Below are 22,264 nucleotides of genomic sequence, written 5' to 3' on the forward strand. Positions count from 1 at the left end.
GCGGATGATGCGGCAACCCTTCGAACTTCCCGACTTCTACGTGCCGTACCCGGCCCGGCTCAACCCCCACCTGGAGGGCGCGCGTGCGCACACCAGGGAGTGGGCGCGGGACATGGGCATGCTCGACCCCGGGCTCGGCGTCTGGGACGAGCGGCTCCTGGAGACCATGGACTACGGCCTGATGTGCGCCTACATCCATCCGGACGCCTCGGCGGACGAGCTGGACCTCATCACGGACTGGTACGTCTGGGTGTTCTTCTTCGACGACCACTTCCTGGAGGTCTACAAGCGGAGCCGCGACGCGGCCGGCGCCAAAGAGTACCTCGACCGGCTCCCGGCCTTCATGCCCGCCCGGGACGGGGCGGAGCCGCCGGAGCCGGCCAACCCCGTCGAACGCGGCCTCGCCGACCTGTGGGCGCGTACGGTCCCCGGCATGTCGGCGGACTGGCGGCGCAGGTTCATCGAGAGCACCGCGAACCTGCTGAACGAGTCGCTGTGGGAGCTGTCCAACATCGACGCGGGCCGCGTCGCCAACCCGATGGAGTACATCGAGATGCGGCGCAGGGTCGGCGGCGCGCCGTGGTCGGCGAACCTGGTGGAGCACGCGGTGGGCGCCGAGGTCCCCGCCCGCGTCGCCGGGACGCGTGCCCTGCACGTGCTCAGGGACACCTTCGCCGACGCGGTCCACCTGCGGAACGACATCTTCTCCTACCAGCGGGAGGTCGAGGAGGAGGGCGAGCTGAGCAACGGGATCCTCGTGTTCGAGCGGTTCCTCGGCCACAGCACGCAGGAGGCGGCCGACGCCGTCAACGACCTGCTCACCTCCCGGCTGCACCAGTTCGAGAACACGGCGCTCACCGAGCTGCCGCCGCTCTTCGAGGAGTACGCGCTGGATCCGGCCGAACGGCTGGCCGTCCTCGCGTACGTCAAGGGGCTGCAGGACTGGCAGTCGGGCGGACACGAGTGGCACATGCGCTCCAGCCGCTACATGAACGGGTCGTCCTCTGGCTCGTCCGCTGGCTCGCCTTCGTCCTCGGCCTCGGCCTCGGAGGATGTTCACGCGCCGTTGGGCCGGGTGCTCGGCGGGCCCACCGGGCTCGGCACCACGTCCACGCGGATCCGGCTCGCCGCCGGCCTGCGCGGGCCGGGCGGGATCCGGAGTTTCACCTACCGGCGCCACCAGCCGGTGGAGCCCCTGCCCAGGGACGGGATCGCTCTGCCGTACCCGGTGCGGCTCAACCCGCACCTGGACACGGCGCGCCGGGAGAGCCTGGCCTGGGCCGGGCGGATGGGGTTCTACGACCCGATCCCGGGCGTGCCCGGCCCAGGCCTGTGGACCGCCCGGCAGAACGAGGGCTTCGACTTCGCCCTGTGCTCGGCCAGGATCGATCCGGAGGTCTCCGCGCCCGAGCTGACGCTCTCGGCGGAGTGGCTCACCTGGGGGACGTACGGCGACGACTACTTCCCCGTGATCTTCGGCCCCACCGGCGACATGGCGGGCGCCCGGGTGTTCAACGAGCGGCTGTCCGCGTTCATGCCGCTGGACCTGGGCGTCACCCCGCCTCCGGCGAACCCGGTGGAGCGCAGCCTCGGCGACCTGTGGGCCCGTACGGCGGCCGGCATGCCGATGGAGGCCCGGCGCGCCTTCCGCACCGGGGTGGAGAGCATGACGGAGAGCTGGCTGTGGGAGCTGGCGAACCACATGCAGAACCGGATCCCCGATCCCGTCGACTACATGGAGATGCGGCGCCGGACCTTCGGATCGGACCTCACCCGGGCGCTGTCCCGCCCGGTCAACGATCTGCGGGTGCCCGCCGAGATCTACGGCAGCCGCACGATGCTGGGCCTGGAGAACGCGACCGCCGACGTCGGCTGCCTGATCAACGACGTCTACTCGTACCAGAAGGAGGTCCAGTACGAGGGGGAGCTGCACAACTGCGTCCTCGTCGTGCAGGACTTCTTCACCTGCGACGCGCGCCGGGCCCTCGGCGTCGTCACCGATCTGATCGCGTCGCGGCTGCGCCAGTTCCAGCACCTCGTCGCCACCGAGCTGCCCGTGCTGTTCGACGACTACGGCCTGGACGAGGGGGCGCGCGCCGCGCTCACCGCGTACGTCGCGGGACTGGAGGACTGGATGGCCGCGATCCAGTTGTGGCACGAGCGGACCCGGCGGTACGTGGAGTCCGAGCTGAGATATCCGGTGCCGAGAGGAGCGGTGCCGAACGGCCCGACGGGCCTCGGCACCGCCGCCGCGCGCCTCCTGGGATCGGTGGTGTGAGCCGATGAACGGGAACGACGCCGGGGACCCCCGGCTGAGCCTCGGCACCGAAGCCGCGCGGAACCTGGCGACGACGACCAAGTCGACGCCGGGGATGCGGGAGATCTCCCCCCGGCACCTGCTCCGGGTCCTGCCCTGGGTCGACGTCGCGGGCGGGACGTACCGGGTGAACCGGCGGCGGAACCACCGGCCCGGCGCCGGCCGCGTCATGGTGACGTCGGCGGACGGGCAGGTCAGGATCGTCCCCTCCAGCCTGGGGGAGCTGCCCGTGCTGCGCGGCTTCGCGGACTTCTCGGTCATGGACGCGCTGGCCGAGCGCTTCGTCCAGCGCGAGGCGGCGCCCGGCCAGGTGCTCGTCTCCGTGGGGGAGCCCGTGGACCGAGTGATCGTCGTCGCGCACGGCAGGGTGGACGTCACCGCCGCGGGCGGGCACAGAGGCTCCCGCACGCTCGGCGTGCTGGCTGACGGCCACCACCTCGGCGCGCAGGCGCTGTCCGGAACGGCGATGACCTGGGGGTTCTCCGCGACCGCGAGCACCGCCTGCACGGTACTCAGCCTGCCCGTCGAGGCGTTCCTGGAGCTGCTCGACCGGTCGGGCCCGCTCCGGGAGCACGTGGGACGGTTCGCGGCCGGCTCCCGCGCCCGGCAGAACCGGCACGGCGAGGCGGAGATCGCGCTGGCGGCGGGTCATGCGGGGGAGGTGGCGCTGCCGGGGACGTTCGTGGACTACGAGGCGGAGCCGCGGGAGTACGAGTTGAGTGTGGCGCAGACGGTTCTGCGGGTGCACACGCGGGTGGCGGATCTGTACAGCGAGCCGATGAACCAGACGGAGCAGCAGTTGCGGCTCACGATCGAGGCGTTGCGGGAGCGGCAGGAGTACGAGCTGGTCAACAATCGGGAGTTCGGCCTGCTGTACAACGCGGATCTGGGGCAGCGGATCCACACCCGCACCGGCCCGCCCACCCCGGATGATCTCGACGAGCTGCTGTGCCGGCGGAGGAAGTCGCACTGCTTCCTGGCCCATCCCCGGGCGATCGCCGCGTTCGCCCGGCAATGCAACAGTCGGGGGATATATCCGGACTCCGTCCAGGCGGGGGAGTCGACCGTCACGGCGTGGCGCGGCGTGCCGATCCTGCCCTGCGACAAGATCCCGATCGGCCGCCGGGGCCTCAGCTCGATCGTCGTCATGCGCGTGGGAGAGGAGGATCAGGGGGTGATCGGCCTGCACCGCACCGGGCTGGAGGACGAGTACCGGCCCGGCGTGTCCGTCAGGTGCACCGGCATCGACGCGAAGGCGATCGCCTCCTATCTCGTCACCGCTTACTACTCCGCGGCCGTTCTCGTGCCCGACGCGCTCGGCGTGCTCGACAGCGTCGATGTCGGTTGACGGCGGGTCGGACTCTGGAAGCGTGAGAGGCGCGGGGCACGCGGAAACGTCCACGCCGCAGCGAGACGCATCCCAGGCGTAATGGAGGAAGCCGGACACCGTTGGCCGAGGCCCCGCCCCGTGCGTGGCCTCGGCCATCGGCATCGGCGTCACGGCAAGGCGCCCCGCATCCAGGTGAGGCCACGCCGTCGCATGGGCGGTTACGCCCGCAGCCGGAACAGGGGCGGCCTGTCAATAATTGTCCCGACAATTGAGGGCCGCTTTCTCGGCGAAGGTGACTTCTGGCAGTAAAAGGCAGAATCCGCACATAGAGCTTTACGAACGGGTTTTGCGGAAAATAGGGTGGGTTGCCGGATTAGTTGAATTCTGCTGGCCGCTGTGGAGGCCGCTGTATGGCCGAGATGGTGCCCAATCCGCTGTACGAGGCGCTGGGGGACGCGCTGCGCAGGGTCGAGCCGCTGGTGCGGGAGATCGAGCAGGGCATCGAAGCTCCCTATGAGGACTTCCGCTCCGGGACGGTGTGGACGGGACCGGCCGCCGAACGCTTCGACGCGCAGCTCGCCCAGCACCGTACGCGCGTACGGGGAGCAGGTGACAGGATCGTCTCCGACCTGCGCCAGACGCTGGCCCGCACGCCGAGCGAGGTGACCGAGCAGGAAGCCCGGTCCATCAAAATCAGGTACGCCTTGCCCTGACACCCCGGTCGTGGTTCCTGATCATGCCTCGCGAAGGGCTGACGGGCGGGGCGTGCCTGCGCCGAAGGACCGCGGCCTGGTCGGCGGGATCGCCGAGATGGCGGAGAAACGCCAGCCTCCTCTTGTAAGAGAGGCACCGACAGACAATCATGAACGCCTGCGACGAAAAAGATCTTTTCCAGCGTCGCCGGTATCGTTCTCGGGGCCGCCGCCCTCGTCGGCAGCACCGCCTCCCCCGCGGCCGCGGTGAGCAGCTGCTCCAAGACCGCCAGCACCGACCACTCCGTGAGCGTCAAGTGCACCAGCGGGCTTGAGACCTACTTCCGGGTCTACGGCTACTTCTGCTCCACCTCGTCCTGCTCCTACGTGCCGGGCACCCTGGTCTCCCTGGGCGGCCCAAGCAAGGTCACCAGCGGCGCCTACTACAGCGGCAAGTGGTACGTGAAGGGCTGCTACGTGACCAACGGTTGCTGAGCCGTCCGGGCCTGGACCTCTTCACGAGGTCCAGGCCCTTACCTGCTCTCACCCCGGGGCCTTTCTATACGCCGAACCAGTGGTCGGCCAGCTCGTCGAAAGTGGCGGCGCCGGGAGCGGGAACCTCCTGGAAGTACCACGGCAGGTGCGAGTACACGTGCAACAGGGCGTAGGCCATCACCGTGCGGGGGAGCGCCGCCCGTCGCTCCTCGGGATAGCCGTAGCCGTCGAGGAAAGCGCGCATCAGCGACCGGTCGCCCCGGGTGAGGAAGATCCCCACGGCGACCAGGTCGTACTCGCGGGCGCCCCGCATCGCGGGCTCGAAGTCGAACAAGCCGGACAGCCGCCAGGCGCCCGCCTCCTCACGGACCAGCACGTGCACGTGCATGAACTCGGTGTGCAACAGGACGGTCTCGTCCGGTTCGAGGTCGACCGAGGCCAGGAAATTCGGGATCTGGGCCAGCCACGCCTCGTCCAGGCCGCGGCGCCGGTTCTGCTCGGTGGTGGCCGCGGCGCGCTCGGCGCAGAAGGCGGCCCAGTCGGCCGGGCCGAGCACCTCCGGCGGGGTGACGGCATGCAACTCCGCGAGAGCCCTCCCGAGCTGTACGGCAAGGCGCTCCCGCTCGTGCCGCGGGACTTTCGGCCAGGCCTGCTTGAGGTCCTCACCATGCAGCCGGTCCATGAGGATGTAGCCCCAACAGTGGAACTCACCCGCGTCCTTGACGCCCGGGGTGGGGATCGGCAGGCGGCCCTCCAACGTGCGCAACGCGTCCCGCTCGATGCGCATCTCATGCAGGTAGAGCGGCGGGTAGAGCTTCACGACCAGATCGTCGCCGACGGCGTAGACGGGCAGGGAACCCCCGTCGAAGGCGACGACGTCGCCCGTCAGCCCGAGGTGTTCACACAGCGCCAGCACCCCTGCGCGCAGGTCCGCTGCCTCGATCGCGTCATATTGCTCTTCGGTTTCAGCTACAGGAAGCACGAGAGCGACCCTATTGACGAGGTCAACCGAATTTCCCGGACCAAGCGGACGGATCCGGTGCACTGAAGGCGCGGTCAGGTGGCGGGAGAGGAGAAGAGATGCTCTGCACCCCGGGGGGTGCGCTCGATGTGCGCGATCAGTACGTGGCGGCTCTGGGGTACGTGCTCGCTCATGAGTCGTCCCGCGCGGGCGTCCTCTCCGGCGGAGATGAGACACCGGCCGTGGGTCGCGCCGCCCACGGCCGGCGTCATCGCCGTTGTTCCGGGCGCCGGATCAGCCGACGACCCCGCTGAGCTCGTTGGGCGACGCGGGCAGCGCCACGGTCCCCAGCTTCTTCCGAGACTCGATGTCGACCGCGTGCAGCTCCCGCTTCGCCGGGTCGGTCACGTACGCCGTGCCGCCGCGCACGAACAGCGCCGGGCGGGGCTGCTGCCACTCAAGCGGCTCCCGCCACTCGGCCATGATCTCGACGTGGTCCACGACGGCGCCCTTCTCGGGGTCGATCACGTGGAGCCGGCCGTCGGTGCCGAGCACCAGGCCCTCGCCATGCGGGCCGCGGCCGAGGGAGCGGAACGTGTAGCTCGTGCCGAGATCCGCCAGCCGCAGCGAGCCGGACTCCGTGTCGATCAGCGAGACCCGCTCGGGGCGTTCGAGCTCGGCCTCGGGGTCCGTCTTGTAGTCGCCGAGCACGATCGCCGACGCCTCGGAGCCGGCCTGATTGCCGATCCGTCCGTACGGATCGGGGCTGCTGATCTTGCGAACGGCCCCGTCCTTGTACAGCAGGGCGCCGTCCTCGCAGCCGATCACGACGGCCTCGTCCTTCGCGGCGGCCTCGCCGTGGACGCCGGGGCACGTCTCGTTGCGGGCGACCTCCTTGCGCTCCCGGTCCAGGACCAGCACGCCGACCCGCTTCTCCTCGGTGCCGAGCGTCGTCACGAGCTCGCCGCCCACCAGCTCGATCGCCACGCCATGGTGCGGTGCGGCCGACGTGTAGGTCTCACCCTTCGGCAGGCCGCCGGAGGCGAGATCCTTCGGGTCGAACACGGTGACCACGCCGGTCCCGTCGGAGAACAGCACCGTCTTGCCGGCGTGCCGTACGACGTGACCGGGCTTCGGCGCGGCGAACTCGTCGTTCTTCAGCTCCGTGGAGACGGCGTCGAGCACCCGGAATCCGGTCGAGGTGGACACCAGCACGTGGCGGTCGTCCCCGGCCGGATTGACCCGGTTGAAGCCTGGGAGCGGGATGTCGGCGGCGACCTGGAGGGTCTTCCCGTCGATGACGTACAGCCCGCCGTCGTAGGTGGCGACGAGGGGATCCGTCACGGGGCCCTCAGTCATCCGCGGGGGCGCGGACGCCGCTCCGGCGGGCTTCGGCGCGTCCGGCTGGGTCGCGCAGGCGCCGAGGGCGAGTCCCGTGACGAGCAGTGCGGGGAGCGCCGCGACTCGGGTACGCGGCCAGGCATTCATGTGTGATGCACCTTTCTTTCTGTACGTCCGGACTGTTCTGCGCATCCGGTCGGTTCTGTGATTCCGGAATGGGAGCCGCGCCTGGGTATGGCGCGGGGGATGGGGGAGCGGGCCCCGGGAGGGGACGCGCCCGGGAAGCGGGAGTGGGGTGTGCGAGGAACCGGGCGGCCGCATCATCCCTCGCTCAGGCCGCCGACCACGGCCTCGGTGTTGGAGCGCATCATCTCCACGTAGGTGGAGGCACCCTTCCGCGCCGTGCTCAGGGACTCAGTGAAAAGGGAGAGGACCTTGACCTTCAGCCCGGCCTCCGCGGCCATGACCTGGGCCAGCCGGTCCGGCTGCGAGGAGTCCGCGAAGATCGCCGGCACCCCGGCGGCGCGTACGGCGTCGGCGAGCGACTTCAGGTCGGACGCGCTGGGCGAGGCGAGCGTCGTCCCGCTGGGGATCACCGCGCCGACGACGGTGAAGCCGTACCGCTGGGCGAGGTAGCCGAAGACGTGGTGGTTGGTCACCAGGTTGCGCCGGGCGGGCGGGATGGCGGCGAACCGCGTCTCCATCCACGCGTCCAGCGCCTCGATCTCGGCGCGGTAGCGCGCCGCGTTCGCCCGGACCGCTGTCGCGTCGACGCCGTCTACCTTCTCGATGACCCGTTCGGCGATCAGGTCGACGGCCCTGACCATCCGGCGTGGATCCGTCCAGAAGTGTGGGTCGGGCCGCCCGGCCAGACCATTCCCGGCAGGAGCCGCGCCGTAAGGGCCGTCGCCGTGATCGACGGCGTAGCGGATCGGGTTCACCCCATCGCCGACGGCGAGGGTCGCGACCCCCGTGTCCTTCGCCGCCTCCACATTGCGCAGGATGCCCTCCTCCAGGCCGAGGCCGTTGTAGACGACCAGGGCGGCCCGCTCGATCGCGGCCGCCTCCTGGGCGGAGATCGCGAACGAGTGCGGGTCGGCGTCCGGCTTCATCAGCACGGTCACGTCGGCCTCGTCGCCGACGACGCGGCGGGTGACGTCTCCGAGGATGTTCGTGGTGACGACCACGGCCGGGCGCCGCCCGTCGGTGCCGGCGCACCCGGCGAGGGCGGCCGACGCCCCGAGGACGATCGCCATGACGAGGACCGCCGGGCGGAGAGCCACGGTGCGGACGAGCGTCCGGGCGGTGGAGACGGTGCGCCGCGGCCCGCCTTGGAGTTGAACCGTCATCGCCGTCACCGCCCCGTCTCCACCATCGCGGCGGGCGGGAACCCGAGCTCGAACGTGCGGGCCCGCCGTAGGTCGTCGTTGTAGTCGATCTCGTGGACCGCCTTCCCGGCCGGGTCGCTGACGTAGGCGCGGGAGCGGTCCGTCTCGATGGCCGGCGCCGCGCCGCCCGCGGGCAGGGGCGCGGCGAGGAGTTCGGCCGTCGCGGTCTCGTCGCCTGACGCGGCGTCGTACGCGTGCAGCACGCCGTCGGCGGTCAGCGACAGGACCGGAGAGCCGTCGCCGGTGGCCGCCACGGCCAGCGCGGGTCCGGTTCTCAGGAGGCGCCACTTCCTGACGGCGACGTCGAGCACCCAGATCCCCGTGCTGCCGGCCCGCGCGGCGAGCGTCGCGCTGCCCGGACGGTGATGGAACTCCAGGGCGCGGTCGTCCTTCGGCGGCTTCCCCGGATAGCGGATCTTCTCGCCGGTGAACTCGCCGCTCTTCACAGTGACGAGCAGCGCGCCGTCGGCGCATCCGAACACCGCGCCGCGGCGGGTCACGGTCGCGCCGCGCGGTTCCGGGCAGGACGCGCCGACCCGGCTCACGAGGCCGCCGTCCTGGGCGCGCACCTCCATGCCGCCCGCGTTCGCCACCAGAAGGTGCTCGCCGTACGGCACGACGGATCCGTGCCCTCCGGTGCGGATGCGGGCGGTCTCGACGAGGTCGCCCTTCTCCAGCGCGGCGCGGTCGAGGACCTTCGCGGTGCCGTCGGAGAAGGACACGACGGTGACGCCCGCGTCGCCGAGGACGCGCTGCGGACGCCCTCCCGTCAGCGCCCCGACGTCGCGCGCCTCGGCCCGGTAGTAGTGGGAGTGGTCGCCGTGGTCCACCGTCCACGTGCCGCCGTCGATGACGCGGGCCGTCGTGCCGTTCAGCGCGCTCAGGTACGCGAACCGGCCGTCACCGCCCACACCCCCGATGACCCCGGCGCCTCCGGCGGCGCCCACGGCAGTGAGCTCACCGCTGACCAGGTCGAGGAGGTGTGCCGTTCCGGTGCCGCCGTCGGAGATCACCAGCCGGGGGTGCGGCTCCGCCAACTCCTCCGCGCCCTCGATGTACCCGTGAGGGAGCGCGGCCGGCTTCCGGGCGACGACCTCGTGTCCGGTCTCGCCCGCTCCGGCCCGGGCGCACCCGGCCAGCAGCGCGGCGGAGAGGACGGCGAGTGCCGCTCGTGCCGTCGGGTTCCCGGTCACGACGGCCGCTCCACTTCCGGCACGGAGCCGGTCCGGCGGCGCTCGAGGAGCCCGGCGGGCCGCACTGCGAGCGTCGCGCCCGCCGACACGAAGAAAGCGCAGATGGCGACGGCGGCGATCGTTGCGCCGGCGGCGGTGCCAAGGTGCCACGACAGGAGCAGCCCGGCGGCGGTCGCGCCGACGCCGATCAGGGCCGCCATGGCCATGATCGTCGGGATGCGCCGGGCCCACAGCGCGGCGGCCGCGGGCGGCGCGACGAGCAGGGCGAAGACGAGCAGGGTGCCGACGACGTGGAAGGACGCGACGACGGCGAGGGTGACGAGCCCGAGCAGCACGGCGTGCGCCGTCCTGGGCCGCAACCCGAGGGTGTGCGCGACGCGCGGGTCGAAGGCGAGGGCGACGAAGGCACGGTGGCCGAGCGCCGCGACCGCGGCGGCGACGAGCAGTGCGGCGGCGAGCCACAGCAGGTCGCGCTCGCGGACCGCGAGGACGTCACCGAAGAGGAACCCGGTCAGGTCGACCGCGAACGACCGGGAGTGCGAGACGACGATCACGCCGAGCGCGAGCATCCCGACGAAGAGGATGCCGACGCCGGTGTCGTGCGACAACCTGGACAACCGGGACGAGCCGGATGAGCCGGAGGCGCCGGACGGGCTGGACGACGCGCCGAGCGTCGTCACGCCGGCCGCCATCGCCCCCGCGCTCAGCGCGGCGCCGAGCAGGACGTCGCCGCCGAGCGCCGAGGCGAGGGCCACGCCGGGCAGCATCCCGTGCGACATGGCGTCGCCCAGGAAGGCCAAGCCGCGCAGGACGACCCAGGTCCCGGCCAGGGCGCAGATCAGGGAGACGAGGATCCCACCCCACAGCGCCTGCCGTACGAAGGCCACCTCGAATGGGCTGAACAACCAGTGCATGGTCAACACCATATAATGAAAACGGAAATCATTTTCAAATGGAGGTGTCACCATGGATGAGGAGGAGCCGGCGGTCGCAGTCCGCGGCCTCACCGCCCGCTACGGCCGCAGGACGGTCCTGCACGAGCTGACCGCCCGTTTCCCGCGCTCGCGCGTGTCCGCGCTCGTCGGGCCGAACGGCTCGGGGAAGTCCACCCTGCTGGGCGTACTCGCCGGCGTCCTTCGCCCGGCGTACGGCTCGGTCGAGCGGACGAGCGCGCGCCGCCCGGGCTTCGTCCCGCAGCGCGGCGCGGTCCCCGACAGCCTGCCGATCACGGTCCGGGAGACCGTTGCGATGGGGCGGTGGGCGCACTGCGGGCCGTGGCGGCGCCTGTCGGAGCGGGACCGGGCCGTCGTGGACGACTGCATGGCGCGCCTCGGCGTCCTCGACCTGGCCGCGCGGCGGCTGGACGCCCTGTCGGGAGGCCAGCGGCAGCGCGTGCTGGTCGCGCGCGGCCTGGCACAGGAGCCCGACCTGCTCCTGCTCGACGAGCCGGCCACCGGACTCGACCTCGACGCGCGGCGGCGCATCGCCGCCGCGCTGGAGGAGGCCGTGGCGGCCGGCGCCACCGTGGTGCAGGCCACCCACGACCTCGACGCCGCCACCCGGGCCGACCACTGCCTGTTGCTCGATGAGGGACGGCTCGCCGCCGAAGGCCCGCCCGCCCTGGTCCTGGCGTCGGTGGTCCCGGGCTCATGACGCGCGCGAGGGCTGCCCGGCGGCCGGGAGGGCCCGGTGAGGGCGAAGCCGTTCATCCCACCGCGACCGGTGGCTCGCTCACTCCGGGGCCTTCTCGGTCGCCAGGCCCTGCCGCCGCACCCGCGCGTGCGCGGTGGCCGCGGCGAGCACCGGCCCGGCGGCGGCGAGCACCAACACGATGAGCAGGTCCATCGCCGCCGTGGCGCTCCAGCCCGCGTCCACCGCGAGGCCCGCGCCGACCAGCGGCGCGGCGAGCGAGGTGACGGGCGTGACGAAGTGCAGCCGGGTCAGCACGTCGCGGGACAGCAGGGCGCCCACGGACGAGGCGAGAGCGACCAGCACCCCCAGGCCGACCAGGACCTCCGCGACGGGGCTCACGGCCGGTCCGCCAGCACCCGGGTGAACACGAGCGTGCCCGCGAACGACAGTACGGCCAGCACCAGCGGCGCGATCAGGTACGACGACCGGGCGGGGCCGTGCGAGAGCAGCATCAGCACCAGCGTGGCCACCACGCCGCCCAGCTCCAGGCCGATCAGCCGGTCGAGCCCGTCGCCGCGCGCGGACACGTAGAGGGCCGGCCCGAGCCCGCCGGCCGCCAGCGCGATCGTCGCGACGGCCCAGACGCTCATCGGACCCCTCCGGTCACCGGTTCGGCCGTTCCCGTCGACGACGGGGTGGCCGACCACACCACCATGAGCGCCGCCCACCAGGCGACCGCCGTGCCCACCGGCCGCATTTCGACCTCCCGAGCTCAGGCCCCCACGAGCCGGTACAGATGTGTCGTCGGGAGATTCCCGCCGGTAGATCGGGTGAAACGGCGGCTGCGGCGGCTTGGGCCGGCCCTGGACGACCGCTGACCCCGGGCTATTCGGGTGTGGGTTCCTCTACGTCGTCGGAGGAGTCCGCGCCCGGCACGTACCAGCCCTTCCACGGGCCGTCCTCGGGGTCGCCCTCGGCGTCCGGAGACTGGGCCAGCGGGGGCAGCCAGTCCAGGTCTCCGGCGCGCGGGGGCCGCCCACCCGGTTGCCAGATGTTCGTCATCGTCCCTCCCACGTCAGTGCGGGCGGCCGCGCGGGCCGCTTGTTCGCAGCCCCGCTGCCCGGGTCCGCTCAGGTCAAACGCGGTGGCGCGGTGAGAGGGAGCGGATCGGCCTCGGCCGTCCTGCCGGACCATCAGGTGATCCGGCAGGACCGCCAGGTGAGTGGTGTGCGGCCAGACCGAACGAGCGGGCCCGGACGACACGCCTACGCCACTGGTCCAGACCACTCTTCCTCGGTCTGGGCGTCACCCGCTGGCTGGGCCGGCCGACGTCACGCGGGGGGCACGGCGACCGTGCGGAGCAGGTGGGCGGCCGCCTCGATCATGGCGTCCCTGGCGGACGCGAGGCGGGGCCTGGGGTCCGCGCCGGAGGGCTTCTCCGCGAACGACGTTTTGACCGCCTCGGTGAAGGCCACGTTCAGCGCCGTGCCGATGTTGATCTTCTTCATGCCTGCCGCGACGGCCTGGCGCAGCTCGTCGTCGGGCACGCCGGACGAGCCGTGCAGCACCAGTGGCACCGGCAGCGCCGCCCGCAGCGCCCCGATCAGGCCGTGGTCGAGCCGCGCGACGCGCGTCGTCATCGCGTGCGAGCTGCCGACCGCGACCGCGAGCGCGTCCACGCCGGTGGCGGACACGAACGCGGCCGCCTCGCCGGGGTCGGTGCGCACGCCGGGCGCGTGCGCGCCGTCCTTCCCGCCGACCTCGCCCAGCTCGGCCTCCAGCCACAGGCCGTTCTCGTGTGCCCACTCCGCGGCGGCCTTCGTCCTGGCCACGTTCTCCTCGTACGGATCCTGGGACGCGTCGTACATCACCGAGCTGAACCCGGTCTCGGCGGCCTGGCGCAGCAGCGCGTCGTCGGTCACGTGGTCGAGGTGGAGGGCGACCGGCACCGCGGCGTCGGCGGCGAGCGCGCCCGCCGCGGCGGCGAGCGGCCGCAGCCGGCCGAGGCGGAACCGCACCGCGTTCTCGCTGACCTGCAGGATCACCGGGAGGCCCGCCCGCTCGGCCGCCGCGACGACGGCCTCGGCGTGCTCAAGGGTGATGACGTTGAACGCGCACACTCCGCCGGGCGCGGCGGCGACTATCGAGGCGGTCGTGGCGAAGGGCATGCGATCTCCTGCAGGAAGGCGCGGTAGGCGGACGGGTCGATGTCCCCGGCGACCGGGGAGAGGACGGCGGCGGCCGACATCGCGGCCGCGTCGGCGAGGGCGCCCGGCCAGTCGAGCGGCCCGGGGGAGTGCAGCGCCCGGGCCAGCGCGGCGGCCACGGCGTCCCCCGCTCCGGTGGGGTTGCCCGACAGGCGGCGCGGCGGCCGTACCGCCCAGCTCCCGTCGGGGGTGACGCCGAGCAGGCCGTCAGGTCCCCGGGAGACGACTACGGCGGCCGGCCCGGCGGCAAGCAGCCGCCGCGCCGCCTCCTCGACCGGGCCCGGCCCGGCCGCCCTGGCCAGTTCGGCGGCGTTCGGCTTGGCGATGTCGGGCCGGGCGGCCAGCCCGAGCCGGAGCGCCTCATGGTCGGCGTCGAGCAGGACGCGCGCTCCCTCGGTCCGGGCGTCCTCAGTCAGCTCCGCGTAGGCGTCCGGGGCGAGGCCGGGCGGCAGACTGCCCGACAGCACGACGACCCGGGCGTCCCGGCACAGCTCGCGGAACAGGCCGCGGAACCGCCGCCACTCCTCCGCCGTGACAGCGGGCCCCGGCTCGTTGAACACCGTGGCGTCGCCGGACACGACCGTGACGGTCCGCCGGGAGGTGCCCTCGATCGCGCCGAAGCGGGCCGGGATCCCGGCCCGGGACAGGTCCTCCGCGATCTCCGCTCCGGCTCCGCCCCCGATCAGCCCGGTGACGAGGACCTCGGCGTCGAGCGAGGCCAGCACACGGGCGACGTTGACGCCCTTGCCCCCCGCACGCTGGTGGACGGCCCTGACCCGGTGGCTGGAGTTCGGCACCAGCCCGTCCACCTCGTACGTCACGTCGAGTGCGGCGTTGAGGGTGACGGTGAGGATCATGCGCGGCCCCGAGCTTCTTGTGCGTATTTCTGAGCACAATATGCCATTAGCGATCAAATACGTGCAAGCCGGTGGTTGGATACGCTTCACCGGGCGAGAACGGGCGGAACCGGCGAGGAGGACCCATGTCGAGCCATGAGCGGTGGAACGCGCTGCTCGCGATCCTGGCCAGGGATGGCAAGGTCGAGGTGGACGCGGTGGCCGTCGAACTCGGCGTCTCGGCCGCCACCATCCGGCGCGACCTCGACCACCTGAGCCGCCAGCAGATGCTGACCCGGACCCGGGGCGGGGCCGTCGCCGGCGCGATCTCCTACGACCTCCCGCTGCAGTACAAGGCGGCGCGGCACGCCCCCGAGAAGCACCGCATCGCCGCGGCGGCGTCCGCGCTGGTCCCGCCCGGGGCGATCGTGGGGCTGAACGGCGGCACCACGACCACCGAGGTCGCCCGCTCCCTCGCGAGCCGGGCCGACCTCGACCGGCAGGGCGGCGAGCCGAGCGTCACCGTGGTGACGAACGCGCTGAACATCGCCAACGAGTTGGTCGTCCGCCGACACGTCAAGATCGTGGTGATCGGCGGTGTCGCGCTGCCCGCGTCGTACGAGCTGATCGGCCCGTTCGCGGAGGGCGTCCTGCGAGAGGTGTCGCTCGACTTCGCGATCCTCGGCGTGAACGCGCTCGACCCCGAGGGCGGCGCCTTCGCCCACCACGAGGGCGAAGCCGGAATCAACCGGCTGATGGCCTCCCGCGCCGCGCGGGTGGTCGTCGTGGCGGACTCCTCCAAGCTGGGTGTTCGCGCCTTCGCCCGGATCTGCCCCTGCTCGGCCATCCACACGCTGGTCACCGACAAGGACGCGCCCGCCGACACCGTCCAACGCTTCCGCGACGCCGGCGTCGAGGTCGTCCAGGCTTGAGGTCTGTCCGGCCCTGAGGTCTGTCCGGCCCTGAGGTCTGTCCGGCCCTGAGGTCTGTCCGACCCTGAGGTCTGTCCGACCCTGAGGTCTGTCCGGCCTGGGGGTCGTCCGGCCTTTGGGGTCGTCGCGTTGACGAGGACGCGTCGCCAGCACGCCCGAAAGCGCTCCCACGCGCCCCACGTCCGCGGCGATCGCGGCGGCGGTACTCTCGACCGTTCCGACATGGGGACGCCCCGGCGCGTGGAGTTCGGGCACGTGCGAGTTGGCACGCGGATGCCCGGCACGCTGACCTCCCGCGTGCAACCCCGGCGAGAGGAACCCCAGTACGTGCGAGTTCCGGCACGCGGGGCCCCGGCATAGTTCGGGCATGTTGCCGGGCCGGTCGGTGGGCGGGTCCGGATCACCGGTGATCGACCGCCGCGCCGAGTCACTGCCTGCTCGCGCATCGTCTGGGGCGGCCCGGGGTAGGTGCGGACGGGAGTTCCGGCACGCTGACGTCCGACGCGTGCAGCCCTGGCGTGTGGAATCCAAGTGCGTGGGAGTTCCGGCACGCGGGTGCCCCGGCGTGTGGGGCCTCGGCGGGTGGAGTTCGGGCATGCTGCGGGGCCGGCCCGCGGGGAGGGGCCGGATCGCCGGGTGGCCGCCGCGATCAAGCTCGTCGATCACGGCTGGCGGGTCACGGCTCGCCGATCGCCGATCATGGATGAGGAATCGCGGCTCGCCGTTCGCGGGTCGCGGATCACCGACCGCGGATCACTGACCACGGATGGCTGTTCGCGGGATTGTTGGTCACTGTCTGTCGGTCCAGTGTCGGGGGCGGAGTTTGGAGTACCGGTGGAACCGCATTGAGACGGTCCCGTTGCCTTGGTCGATCACTTCTACCCGGTCGGGGTGGCGGGACTTCCATTTGTTGTCCGCGGCGCACAGCGGTGCGAGGTTGTCCAGGTCGGTGCGGCCGGTCGGGTACCAGGGTTCGATGTGGTCGATCTCGGCCAGGTAGGCGGGGACGTCACAGCCTTCGCGGCAGCAGGTCCGATACATGGCCAGGATCGCTTCCCGCTGGTCGGCTGAGGCCAGCCGGCGTGCCCGCCCGAAATCCTTCACGATGCCGTCGGCGTCGCGGAGCACCCGCCGTAGTTCGGCGGTGTAGGCCATCCTGCGCGCATCCTCGGCCGGGACAGCCGTGCCGTCCTCCAGAAAGGCTGGTTCCTCTGATTGGCCGGTCAGGGTCTGCTCGGTGACGGATACGTGCATCACGGTGCGCCTGCCGCCCTGCGATAGGCGGATGGCGAGGGCGTCGGCCATGCGGCGGCCGTGGTTGCGCAGGTCGGTGCTGTCGGTTTTGACTGCCAGCGGTTCCAGCCAGGTTTTCAGCTGCATCTTCAGTTCTGGGTCGAGCAGCCCGCGCAGGCGGCCCATCCCATCGGTGGTGTCGGAGATCGTCAGGTGCTGGCGTTCGGTCTTGGCCGCCGCCCGCGCCAGCCTCCCGTCCGGGTCGATCGTCTCGATGATGGTGTGGCCGGCGCGGGCCACGTCCTCGACCGTGGACGCCGACGCTTGTGCCAACTGGACCAGGATCGGTTCGGCCAGCTCGGTTTCGGCGTCGTCCAGGTGGCGGGTGGCGGACGCGATCGTCGCCGCATACCCGTATGACAGGCGGCCGGTGGCGAACAGACCAGCGGTGTGGGGTAGGCGCGGGAGTTGCCGGGAGAGTGTGACGCGTTCTCCGGCGCGGGCGGTGCGAGAGCCGGTGGCTGCTGCCAGCCATGCTCCGATCGACCGCCGCCCGAACAGGTGGTGGCCTTTCCCGGTCTCGGCTATCGGGAGGCGGGCGGCGATCGCGGCTTCGGCCAGATCGATCGCCCGCGCCAACGCGACGATCTCTGCCATCGCCACCTCAACCTCGGCACCGGTCTCAGCACCGATCTCGGTCTCGGTTTGGCCCAGAACCTTCCCCGCAGCTGCGGCCAGCCGCTTGGCACGGGCGAGCAGGTCGATGACGTCGCGTCCGGCCAGGTTCAGGTTGGGCCAGTCTCCTACTCGGCTGTCACCACCAGCAGCATCCGGGCCCGCGCCGTTCTGGCCGTCACCGCCAGCGCTGCCTGCATCGGTGTCTCGACGGTCGGTGGCAGCGCGCCGGCCAGCTGCGTTCTGGCCACTCCGACCAGCGCCCCGGCGGTCACCACCAACGGCCGGGCCATCACCGCCGATGCCCTGGCCAACGGCGGCAGCATCGCCGCCGGACCACAAGTCACCGCCACCCCGACCCACATTCTGCGGGCCCGAGCTGTTCCGCTGCCGATTATCGCGACCGGCCCGCAAGGGACGGTTCACGGACGGCTCGCCGAGGGTGGGGCGGCGGCCTTGCCAAATCCCATCCCAGGCCGAAAGGCTGTCACGGTCGAGCCCGGGCCGCGGTAGCTCGTCCCGACCGGAAAGAGCACCGCCATCGCTCCCGGGACGCTCCGGCCCGCCCCCTCCGTCGGCCTTTTCCCTTGGCTCGGCTGTCCGCTCGCCAGGGCAGGCGGTCCCTGGAAAAGCGGAGGCGATCGGCGATCGCGCCGGACTTGAAGGCCGTCCGCCGCTGTCAGGCTTCTGGTCTTCTGGCGCGTCCGGGAGGCCGAGTAGCCGCCGAGCCCAGGACTGTGTCGTCTCCGGCTCGCGTCGCGCACCTCGCCCGTCAACGCGCGCCGTGGCGTCCGGCTGACCGCGTCGCGCAGCTCGCCCCTCGGGGCGCGCCGGGTCGTGTGGGGCGGGATGAGCGGCTCCTTCGCGGCCACCGAAACCGCGGCCGTCATCGAGGAGCCCGGCACTGCGGGTGCGGTCGAGGAGCACCGCCCCGTAGGAGTCACCGGAGAAACGATCCGATCCGATGAACGGCGTGTGCCGCCTGGACCCACGCCGCCGTCGCGGGGACATCGCAGGCGCGTCAGACGGCCGGGACGGAAGAGCGTCCTCCGGTCGGCGCGACATCAGCACGCCACCCGAAAACATCATCTCTTCGCACCTCCCCTCCCGATCTGACGGTCGAGCCTCTGTGAGGATATCGTTCACGCGTTCGATAGGCAACTCTAAGTAGTCACGCTTGTACTAATTGCGACCACTGCGGACGACATTCCGTTTAGTGGGCATTCGGAGCGGCGGAGTCGCACTCCGGGTTGGCTCCGGGCGTGGGGGTGCTCCATGCGCGGATGGGCGGGTCCGTGGGGGTGGCTCCTGGGGCAGGCGGATGGGGGCCCAGGTGTGGGAGTGGGTCCAGGCGGGACGGGTGGGCGGCCCAGGGTATGGGTGCGCCGGCCTCTCGGGATGAGTGGGCGGGCTCGAGTTTGGGGGTGGTGGCCCCGGGTCTGGGTGGGGGTGGCTCCGAGGCTTCCCGGGCGTGGGGCCCAGGTGTGAGTGGGCGATGGCCCGCACTGAACGTGACTTTGCGACAGCAGAGTGCGATATATGATCATTCGTGTGCTTTTCGCCCGTGCCGGTAGCTCGTTTTCGAGCAGTAAAGGGCTAATATGCGCAACATCGCGCAATGTGAGGGTGGGTGCGGGCGAGAGGCGCCGTAAAGGGTCGCCGAGCGCCACCGCCCCCGCCATGGGCTGCCCGGTATAGACCGGCTCTGCGTCAGCGATGCCCCTTCGTTGTGAATCCGATATTTGCCGGTATAGACCGGCCCTTTGCCGCATGTTTACCCTTGGCACCCAAGCCGCTCATTCGCGGCCTATCCGCTGTTCGGGTCTCAACCGGTACAGACCAGTCATCCCCAGAGCAAGGTGGTATTCGTGATGAGCAAGAGGTTCGCCGGGGTGGTTACCCTCGGTGTGGCCGCGGCGCTGGCCCTGTCCGCCTGCGGCGGCGAGTCGGCCGGGGGCGACGGCGGCGCTGACAAGGCCGCGGGCGGCTCCGTGACGCTGAAGCTGGTCGCCGCCGACTACGGCGACGGCCCCACCGCCGACAACAGCGGCGACAAGTTCTGGAAGGGCGTCGTCGACGAGTTCCAGGCGGCCAACCCGGGCATCAAGGTCGACGTCCAGGTCATCAACTGGAACGACATCGACACGCAGGTCGCCACCATGGTCCAGAACGGGCAGATGCCAGACATCCTGCAGACCGGCGACTACTCCGGCTTCGTCAAGGACGGCCTGCTGTACAAGGTCGACGAGGTGCTCTCGGCGAACACCCAGTCCGACATGCTGGAGAAGTTCGCCGAGTTCGGCAAGGTGGACGGCACCGCGTACGGCATCCCGTTCGTCTCCTCCGCCCGCGCGCTGTTCTACAACAAGGACCTCTTCTCCAAGGCCGGCATCAGCGAGCCGCCGAAGACCTGGGACGAGCTGAAGGCCGACGCGGAGAAGCTGAAGAAGGCGGGCGTGACCCAGCCGTTCGGCCTGCCGCTGGGCCAGGAAGAGGCCCAGGGCGAGTCGTTCCTGTGGTTCATGGGCAACGGCGGCGGCTACAAGGACGACTCCGGCAAGTGGGCGATCGACTCGCCGCAGAACGTTGAGACGTTCACCTTCCTCAAGGAGCTGACCGCGGCCGGCCTCACCACGCCGAACCCCGGCACCAAGGACCGCAAGACGGTCTGGGAGGACTTCGCGGCCGGCAAGGTCGGCATGGTCAACGGTGGCCCGATGTCGATGCCGATCTTCGAGAAGGGCGGCTTGACGAACTACGGCGTCGCCGCGATCCCCGGCAAGAGCAGCCCGCTCGAGACGACCCTGGGCGTCGAGGACTGGATCATGGCCTTCAACAAGAACGGCCACCAGGAGGAGATCAAGAAGTTCTTCGACTTCTTCTACTCCTCGTCCGCGGCGCAGAAGATCAGCGACACCTACAAGCTGCTGCCGGTGACGAAGTCGGGCATCGAGAAGCTCTCCGGCGACGAGAAGCTCAAGCCGTTCCTCGACGCCCTGCCCAACGCCACCTTCTACCCCTTCACCGACCCGAAGTGGTCGGAGGTGAACACGCAGATCAAGCAGACGATCGGCGGCGCCGTCACGGGTGACCCCGCGAAGGTCCTCGGAGCGATCCAGAAGGTCGCCGCGGCCGGATGACCGGTGGCGCGGCCCGCGTCTTCACGGCGCGGGCCGCGCCGCGTCCGGTCGTACGCCTCCGGCCGTACGTCTCCGCAGGAAGCAGGAGTAATGCAGCAGACCTCCCCTCTGACGCGGGCGGCGCGCGCGATGGCGCCCCTCGCGTGGATCGGCCCGGCCATCGTGCTGATCGCCGTTGTGGTCGTGTGGCCCGTCGTCGCGATGATCCAGTCGTCGTTCCTGAAGATCAACCGGTCCGGTGTGGTCCAGGGCTCGAACGGCACGGGCAACTACGCCAAGCTGTTCGAGGAACCCGACTTCCCCGGGGTCATGGCGCGCAGCGTGATCTGGGTGGTGGCCGTCGTCGCCATCACGATCCTGCTCTCGCTCGCCCTCGCCCAGCTCTTCAACCAGCGCTTCCCGGGCCGCCGCCTCGCCCGCTGGGCGATGATCGCGCCGTGGGCGGCGTCGGTGCTGATGACGGCGATCATCTTCAAATGGATGCTCGACCCCGAGGTCGGCCTCATCAACATGGTGCGGCACGACCTCGGCCTGCTCGACGCCCTCGGCGGCGCCGACGCCGACCAGCTCGGCCAGGCGGCCACCGCCATGCCCTGGCTGATCGCCGTCGCGGTCTTCGTCTCGCTGCCGTTCACGACGTACGCGCTGCTCGCGGGGCTCTCGACGATCCCGGCGGAGGTCTACGAGGCGGCCAAGACGGATGGCGCGTCCCGGCTGCGCACATACTGGTCGATCACGCTTCCGCTGCTGCGGCCCGCGCTGACCGTGGCGACGCTCATCAACGTGATGAACGTCTTCAACAACTTCCCGATCATCTGGGTGATGACGCACGGGCAGCCCGGCTACTCGACGGCCACATCCACGATCTTCATGTTCATCCTCAAGCGCTCCGACATCGGCGAGTCCGCCGCGATGTCCGTCGTGAACTTCGGCATGGTGATCGTCCTGGTGGCGATCTTCCTCAAGGTCAGCAAGTGGAAGAACGAGGTGTCGTGATGACCGCCACCGAGACCCTTCCGGTCGCCGCGGCGTCGCGCGCCGCGAGCGCCGGTCCCGCCCGGCGGCTGCCGCGGACCAGGACGGTGGTCGTCGCCGCCGCCGCGTACCTGATCGCGTTCCTCTTCCTGTTCCCGTACCTGGTGATGATCCTGACCGCGCTGCGGCCGCAGGCCGAGCTGCGCGAGCCGGCGTATCTGCCGACGGACTTCGCCTGGGAGAACTTCGTCAACTTCTGGTCGGGCGGGCTGTCCGGGAACCTGCTGATCACCCTGCAGGTCGCGGCCGGATCGACGATCCTGGTGCTGCTGGTGGCCCTGCCCGCCGCGTACTACACCGCCCGGCACCGGTTCCGCGGCCGGACGGCGTTCCTGATCCTGGTGCTGGTCACCCAGATGTTCCAGCCGACCGCGATGCTGGTCGGGATCTACCGCGAGTTCTCCCAGCTCGGGCTGGTCGACTCGATCTGGTCGCTGATCCTGGTCAACGGCGGCTTCAACCTGGCCTTCGCGGTGTGGATCCTCAACGCGTACTTCTCCTCGATCCCGCGCGAGCTGGAGGAGGCGGCGTTCATCGACGGAACCGGCCGGTTCGGCGCGCTGTTCCGGATCACGCTTCCGCTGGCCGCGCCGGGCGTCGTCACCGCGCTGATCTTCACGTTCATCGCGGCGTGGAACGAGTTCGTGGTCGCGCTCACCCTGACCACGTCGCCCGAGCAGCAGCCGCTGACCGTGCGGCTGAACTCCTTCATCGGGCAGTATCAGGTCGACTGGCAGAACCTCTTCGCCGGATCGGTGATCGCCACCGTCCCGGTCATCATGCTGTTCGCGCTGATCGAGCGGAAGGTCGTGTCCGGCCTGACCGCCGGGTCGATCAAGTAGAGCGCCGATCAAGTA

Annotated in this window: 21 protein-coding genes; 9 read left to right on the forward strand and 12 right to left on the reverse strand. The window is 71.2% G+C overall.

Going from position 1 to position 22,264, the window contains the following annotated elements:
* Window positions 1–7: 7 nt before the first annotated feature.
* The 4 genes from ACQP1V_RS19135 to ACQP1V_RS19150 all read left to right on the forward strand — a co-directional run bounded on the left by ACQP1V_RS19135 (window position 8) and on the right by ACQP1V_RS19150 (window position 4,834).
* Window positions 8–2,278, forward strand: a complete 2,271-nt coding sequence (locus tag ACQP1V_RS19135) for a terpene synthase family protein (protein ID WP_433424931.1) — start codon at window positions 8–10, stop codon at window positions 2,276–2,278.
* Window positions 2,279–2,282: 4 nt separating this feature from the next.
* On the forward strand, window positions 2,283–3,665 hold the full coding sequence (locus ACQP1V_RS19140; RefSeq protein ID WP_433424932.1) for a family 2B encapsulin nanocompartment shell protein: 1,383 nt from the start codon (window positions 2,283–2,285) through the stop codon (window positions 3,663–3,665).
* A gap of 392 nt (window positions 3,666–4,057) precedes the next feature.
* Window positions 4,058–4,360 (forward strand): hypothetical protein, encoded by a 303-nt coding sequence (locus ACQP1V_RS19145; RefSeq protein ID WP_433424934.1) that lies wholly within the window; start codon window positions 4,058–4,060, stop codon window positions 4,358–4,360.
* Window positions 4,361–4,645: 285 nt separating this feature from the next.
* The gene (locus tag ACQP1V_RS19150; protein WP_433424936.1) at window positions 4,646–4,834 is read left to right on the forward strand and encodes a hypothetical protein; all 189 of its coding nucleotides are present in this window, start codon (window positions 4,646–4,648) and stop codon (window positions 4,832–4,834) included.
* A gap of 64 nt (window positions 4,835–4,898) precedes the next feature.
* Here the strand turns inward: ACQP1V_RS19150 and ACQP1V_RS19155 are convergent, their stop codons facing one another.
* The 5 genes from ACQP1V_RS19155 to aztB all read right to left on the reverse strand — a co-directional run bounded on the left by ACQP1V_RS19155 (window position 4,899) and on the right by aztB (window position 10,631).
* Window positions 4,899–5,816 carry a phosphotransferase family protein gene (locus ACQP1V_RS19155; RefSeq protein ID WP_433424938.1) on the reverse strand — a complete coding sequence of 306 codons (918 nt, stop codon included), beginning with the start codon at window positions 5,814–5,816 and terminating at the stop codon, window positions 4,899–4,901.
* 273 nt (window positions 5,817–6,089) lie between these two features.
* Window positions 6,090–7,283 (reverse strand): zinc metallochaperone AztD, encoded by a 1,194-nt coding sequence (gene aztD / locus ACQP1V_RS19160; RefSeq protein WP_433424940.1) that lies wholly within the window; start codon window positions 7,281–7,283, stop codon window positions 6,090–6,092.
* A 173-nt stretch (window positions 7,284–7,456) separates the two neighbouring features.
* The gene (aztC, locus tag ACQP1V_RS19165; protein ID WP_433424942.1) at window positions 7,457–8,485 is read right to left on the reverse strand and encodes a zinc ABC transporter substrate-binding protein AztC; all 1,029 of its coding nucleotides are present in this window, start codon (window positions 8,483–8,485) and stop codon (window positions 7,457–7,459) included.
* Window positions 8,486–8,490: 5 nt separating this feature from the next.
* Entirely contained in the window at window positions 8,491–9,717 is a 1,227-nt protein-coding gene (locus tag ACQP1V_RS19170; protein ID WP_433424943.1) for an ABC transporter, read from the reverse strand.
* A complete protein-coding gene (gene aztB, locus ACQP1V_RS19175) occupies window positions 9,714–10,631 on the reverse strand; it encodes a zinc ABC transporter permease AztB (protein ID WP_433424945.1) in 918 nt (305 codons plus the stop codon). The genes ACQP1V_RS19170 and aztB overlap by 4 nt, the downstream gene beginning before the upstream one ends.
* A gap of 52 nt (window positions 10,632–10,683) precedes the next feature.
* Between aztB and aztA the strand changes: the two genes are divergently transcribed.
* Window positions 10,684–11,370: a zinc ABC transporter ATP-binding protein AztA gene (gene aztA, locus ACQP1V_RS19180; RefSeq protein WP_433424947.1), complete on the forward strand. Its 687-nt coding sequence runs from the start codon at window positions 10,684–10,686 to the stop codon at window positions 11,368–11,370.
* A 78-nt stretch (window positions 11,371–11,448) separates the two neighbouring features.
* Here the strand turns inward: aztA and ACQP1V_RS19185 are convergent, their stop codons facing one another.
* The 5 genes from ACQP1V_RS19185 to ACQP1V_RS19205 form a co-directional block, all read right to left on the reverse strand.
* On the reverse strand, window positions 11,449–11,748 hold the full coding sequence (locus ACQP1V_RS19185; RefSeq protein ID WP_433424949.1) for a monovalent cation/H(+) antiporter subunit G: 300 nt from the start codon (window positions 11,746–11,748) through the stop codon (window positions 11,449–11,451).
* Window positions 11,745–11,999: a monovalent cation/H+ antiporter complex subunit F gene (locus ACQP1V_RS19190; protein WP_067134866.1), complete on the reverse strand. Its 255-nt coding sequence runs from the start codon at window positions 11,997–11,999 to the stop codon at window positions 11,745–11,747. The genes ACQP1V_RS19185 and ACQP1V_RS19190 overlap by 4 nt, the downstream gene beginning before the upstream one ends.
* A 235-nt stretch (window positions 12,000–12,234) precedes the next feature.
* Window positions 12,235–12,411 (reverse strand): hypothetical protein, encoded by a 177-nt coding sequence (locus ACQP1V_RS19195; protein ID WP_157570430.1) that lies wholly within the window; start codon window positions 12,409–12,411, stop codon window positions 12,235–12,237.
* A 269-nt stretch (window positions 12,412–12,680) separates the two neighbouring features.
* Complete coding sequence (locus tag ACQP1V_RS19200; RefSeq protein WP_433424951.1) at window positions 12,681–13,517, reverse strand: class II fructose-bisphosphate aldolase; 837 nt, start codon at window positions 13,515–13,517, stop codon at window positions 12,681–12,683.
* Window positions 13,490–14,413, reverse strand: a complete 924-nt coding sequence (locus ACQP1V_RS19205) for a 1-phosphofructokinase family hexose kinase (protein ID WP_433424952.1) — start codon at window positions 14,411–14,413, stop codon at window positions 13,490–13,492. The genes ACQP1V_RS19200 and ACQP1V_RS19205 overlap by 28 nt, the downstream gene beginning before the upstream one ends.
* Before the next feature lie 125 nt (window positions 14,414–14,538).
* Between ACQP1V_RS19205 and ACQP1V_RS19210 the strand changes: the two genes are divergently transcribed.
* On the forward strand, window positions 14,539–15,324 hold the full coding sequence (locus tag ACQP1V_RS19210; RefSeq protein ID WP_067134861.1) for a DeoR/GlpR family DNA-binding transcription regulator: 786 nt from the start codon (window positions 14,539–14,541) through the stop codon (window positions 15,322–15,324).
* A gap of 789 nt (window positions 15,325–16,113) precedes the next feature.
* Here the strand turns inward: ACQP1V_RS19210 and ACQP1V_RS19215 are convergent.
* Both ACQP1V_RS19215 and ACQP1V_RS19220 read right to left on the reverse strand, forming a co-directional pair.
* Window positions 16,114–17,214, reverse strand: coding sequence for a DUF222 domain-containing protein (locus ACQP1V_RS19215; protein WP_433424955.1), 1,101 nt, complete (start codon window positions 17,212–17,214; stop codon window positions 16,114–16,116).
* A 146-nt stretch (window positions 17,215–17,360) separates the two neighbouring features.
* On the reverse strand, window positions 17,361–17,546 hold the full coding sequence (locus ACQP1V_RS19220) for a hypothetical protein (protein WP_433424957.1): 186 nt from the start codon (window positions 17,544–17,546) through the stop codon (window positions 17,361–17,363).
* Window positions 17,547–19,103: 1,557 nt separating this feature from the next.
* On the opposite strand from ACQP1V_RS19220, the gene ACQP1V_RS19225 reads away from it, so the two are divergent.
* The 3 genes from ACQP1V_RS19225 (at window position 19,104) to ACQP1V_RS19235 (ending at window position 22,249) form a co-directional block, all read left to right on the forward strand.
* Window positions 19,104–20,372 (forward strand): extracellular solute-binding protein, encoded by a 1,269-nt coding sequence (locus ACQP1V_RS19225; protein ID WP_433424959.1) that lies wholly within the window; start codon window positions 19,104–19,106, stop codon window positions 20,370–20,372.
* Between the two features lie 90 nt (window positions 20,373–20,462).
* A complete protein-coding gene (locus ACQP1V_RS19230) occupies window positions 20,463–21,368 on the forward strand; it encodes a carbohydrate ABC transporter permease (protein WP_433424961.1) in 906 nt (301 codons plus the stop codon).
* Entirely contained in the window at window positions 21,368–22,249 is an 882-nt protein-coding gene (locus tag ACQP1V_RS19235) for a carbohydrate ABC transporter permease (protein ID WP_433424963.1), read from the forward strand. Before ACQP1V_RS19230 ends, ACQP1V_RS19235 begins: the two co-directional genes overlap by 1 nt.
* Window positions 22,250–22,264: the final 15 nt, after the last annotated feature.

Origin of the sequence: Microtetraspora malaysiensis (assembly GCF_050947145.1) — a bacterium.
Taxonomy (GTDB): Bacteria; Actinomycetota; Actinomycetes; order Streptosporangiales; family Streptosporangiaceae; genus Microtetraspora_A; species Microtetraspora_A malaysiensis.

What these genes read in the sequence shown, in the direction of transcription:
- ACQP1V_RS19135 (WP_433424931.1), top strand. Translation starts at nt 8, where the DNA reads ATGCGGCAACCCTTCGAACTTCCCGACTTCTACGTGCCGTACCCGGCC.
- ACQP1V_RS19140 (WP_433424932.1), top strand. Translation starts at nt 2,283, where the DNA reads ATGAACGGGAACGACGCCGGGGACCCCCGGCTGAGCCTCGGCACCGAA.
- ACQP1V_RS19145 (WP_433424934.1), top strand. Translation starts at nt 4,058, where the DNA reads ATGGCCGAGATGGTGCCCAATCCGCTGTACGAGGCGCTGGGGGACGCG.
- aztD (WP_433424940.1), bottom strand. Translation starts at nt 7,283, where the DNA reads ATGAATGCCTGGCCGCGTACCCGAGTCGCGGCGCTCCCCGCACTGCTC.
- aztC (WP_433424942.1), bottom strand. Translation starts at nt 8,485, where the DNA reads ATGACGGTTCAACTCCAAGGCGGGCCGCGGCGCACCGTCTCCACCGCC.
- aztB (WP_433424945.1), bottom strand. Translation starts at nt 10,631, where the DNA reads ATGCACTGGTTGTTCAGCCCATTCGAGGTGGCCTTCGTACGGCAGGCG.
- aztA (WP_433424947.1), top strand. Translation starts at nt 10,684, where the DNA reads ATGGATGAGGAGGAGCCGGCGGTCGCAGTCCGCGGCCTCACCGCCCGC.
- ACQP1V_RS19190 (WP_067134866.1), bottom strand. Translation starts at nt 11,999, where the DNA reads ATGAGCGTCTGGGCCGTCGCGACGATCGCGCTGGCGGCCGGCGGGCTC.
- ACQP1V_RS19195 (WP_157570430.1), bottom strand. Translation starts at nt 12,411, where the DNA reads ATGACGAACATCTGGCAACCGGGTGGGCGGCCCCCGCGCGCCGGAGAC.
- ACQP1V_RS19200 (WP_433424951.1), bottom strand. Translation starts at nt 13,517, where the DNA reads ATGCCCTTCGCCACGACCGCCTCGATAGTCGCCGCCGCGCCCGGCGGA.
- ACQP1V_RS19205 (WP_433424952.1), bottom strand. Translation starts at nt 14,413, where the DNA reads ATGATCCTCACCGTCACCCTCAACGCCGCACTCGACGTGACGTACGAG.
- ACQP1V_RS19210 (WP_067134861.1), top strand. Translation starts at nt 14,539, where the DNA reads ATGTCGAGCCATGAGCGGTGGAACGCGCTGCTCGCGATCCTGGCCAGG.
- ACQP1V_RS19215 (WP_433424955.1), bottom strand. Translation starts at nt 17,214, where the DNA reads ATGGCAGAGATCGTCGCGTTGGCGCGGGCGATCGATCTGGCCGAAGCC.
- ACQP1V_RS19225 (WP_433424959.1), top strand. Translation starts at nt 19,104, where the DNA reads ATGAGCAAGAGGTTCGCCGGGGTGGTTACCCTCGGTGTGGCCGCGGCG.
- ACQP1V_RS19230 (WP_433424961.1), top strand. Translation starts at nt 20,463, where the DNA reads ATGCAGCAGACCTCCCCTCTGACGCGGGCGGCGCGCGCGATGGCGCCC.
- ACQP1V_RS19235 (WP_433424963.1), top strand. Translation starts at nt 21,368, where the DNA reads ATGACCGCCACCGAGACCCTTCCGGTCGCCGCGGCGTCGCGCGCCGCG.